The following is a 2,052-nucleotide window of genomic DNA, read 5'->3' on the forward strand; positions in this document are numbered from 1 at the left end:
CCATCGGGAACACAGAGCAACCTGATCGGCTTGCTGACCCACTGTGGCCGGGCGGCGAACATGCACTGCAACTGCAGTTGCATTGCCCGCAGCCGACGCAACTGCTCGGCGTGGTGACGACATTGCGGCGGATGTTCGACCTGGATGCGAATCCGCAGGCGATCGCGGACACGTTCCGCCACGATGCGATCCTCGGCCCGTTGCTCGCGCGTCATCCTGGCCTGCGCCTGCCCGGCGGCTGGGACGGCTTCGAGATCGCGGTGCGCGCGATCCTCGGTCAGCAGATCAGCGTGGCGGCGGCGCGCACACTGGCGACGCGTATCGTGCAGCGCTGGGGCGAAGCGCTGCCGACGGCGCCGATGGCAGGACTGGAACGGTTGTTTCCGACACCGCCTGCACTCGCGCAGGCGGACCTGCGCGAGATCGGCCTGACCACGACCCGCGCCGCAACCATCAGCGGCATGGCACAGGCACTGCTGGATGGCCGCGTGGATTTTCGTGCGGAACAATCGCTCGATGAATTCGTGGCGCGCTGGGTCGCGCTTCCCGGCATCGGCGAGTGGACGGCGCATTACATGGCGATGCGCGCGCTGAGCGACCCGGATGCGTTCCCGGCAGCGGATCTGATCCTGCGCCGCGAAGCCACCACCGACGCGACACCACTCAGCACGAAAGCGCTGACGCTGCGGGCGGACACATGGCGACCGTGGCGTGCGTATGCAGTGATCCATCTGTGGCGCGGCGCTACCGACGCGTTGCCGCCGCCACGTGCATCACATCGCAGAAAACCGGAAGCGCTTGCATGACTACTACGCCCGACACGATTTACTTCGACGAGATAAGCAGCCCGGTCGGCACGCTGCGCTTGGTCGCAGACAGCTATGGCCTGCGCGGGATCTGGTTCGAGCGCGAACGTCATCCGAAGAAGGCCTCGCCAAGCTGGATCCGCGCCGCGGAACCACTCGCGTTTGCGCGCGTGCAGCTGGAGGAATATTTCGCCGGCGAACGGCAGCACTTCGAGCTGCCGCTGCATCCGCTCGGCACGCCGTTCCAGCTGGCGGTGTGGAACGAACTCGGCCGCATTCCGTACGGCGTCACGATCAGCTATGGCGAACTGGCGCGGCGCATCGATCAGCCGCAGGCGGTGCGCGCGGTGGGCGCCGCGAACGGGCGCAACCCGTTGCCGATCGTGCTGCCGTGCCATCGGGTGATCGGTGCCGACGGCAGCCTCACTGGCTTCGGCGGCGGCCTGCCGACGAAGCGTTTCCTGCTGGCGATGGAAGACCGTGTCGCACGAGGCGATCTGTTCTTCGGTCCAACATAGATCGCGGATTCGCTGCGTAACACTTGCTCCACACGGCACTTGCTCTACAAGACATATGTTCCACATGACACCCGCTCGTCATTCCGGCGCAGGCCGGAAGAGTTTTTCAACAGCGAAGCTGGTCATCGCTTCATCACAGGCGAAGCGAGTCATCCATCAGCGATGAATAGAGAAGCAAACGCGATTCCGGCCTGCGCCGGAATGACGACTTGAGGGTGCACGGCTGGTTGATCTTGCTCAACGCTCTCCGATATTGACGTTGCGAAAATCTTATGTATACACTGTATACATGAAGAAACTCACCACGCCAGAAAAGATCCTGCGCGCAGCCCACAAGCTGTTCGACCGTGAGGGCGCCGACGCCGTAAGCATGCGTCGCGTCGCGGACGCCGTTGGCATTACGCCGATGGCGATCTACCGGCACTTTCCGAATCGCGAGGCGTTGCTGAAGCGGCTCTCCGACGACAGCTTCAACACGGTCGCGCATGAATGGGAAGCACGCGCGACGCATCCGGACATCCTCAAGCGCCTGCTCGCGCTGCTTGACCCGTATCTGGATTACGCGCTGGAGCATCCGCACCTGTTCGACCATGCGTTCTCGGTGCGGCGTGACGATGCGCGACGCTTTCCCGAGGACTTCCGCGCGCGCCAGTCGCCCACGCTCAACGTCATTGCCGATGCGGTCACCGAGGGTGTGCGGCTCGGCGTGCTGAAACCGGACGATCCGT

Annotated in this window: 3 protein-coding genes; all 3 read left to right on the top strand. The window is 64.2% G+C overall.

Features of this window, described 5'->3' with window-relative positions; translation table 11 throughout:
• Nucleotides 1–806 (top strand): DNA-3-methyladenine glycosylase family protein (locus tag VFE81_RS09725; RefSeq protein WP_325044390.1); only part of this gene is annotated, 806 nt, incomplete at its 5' end.
• Entirely contained in the window at nucleotides 803–1,324 is a 522-nt protein-coding gene (locus VFE81_RS09730; RefSeq protein WP_325044391.1) for a methylated-DNA--[protein]-cysteine S-methyltransferase, read from the top strand. The genes VFE81_RS09725 and VFE81_RS09730, both read left to right, overlap by 4 nt.
• 289 nt (nucleotides 1,325–1,613) lie before the next feature.
• A partial coding sequence (locus VFE81_RS09735; RefSeq protein ID WP_325044392.1) for a TetR/AcrR family transcriptional regulator occupies nucleotides 1,614–2,052 on the top strand: 439 nt, incomplete at its 3' end.

It is taken from the genome of Paraburkholderia sp., from assembly GCF_035656215.1.
Lineage (GTDB): Bacteria > Pseudomonadota > Gammaproteobacteria > Burkholderiales > Burkholderiaceae > Paraburkholderia.

Coding starts and splice junctions, on each gene's coding strand:
- VFE81_RS09730 (WP_325044391.1), top strand. CDS start 803: ATGACTACTACGCCCGACACGATTTACTTCGACGAGATAAGCAGCCCG.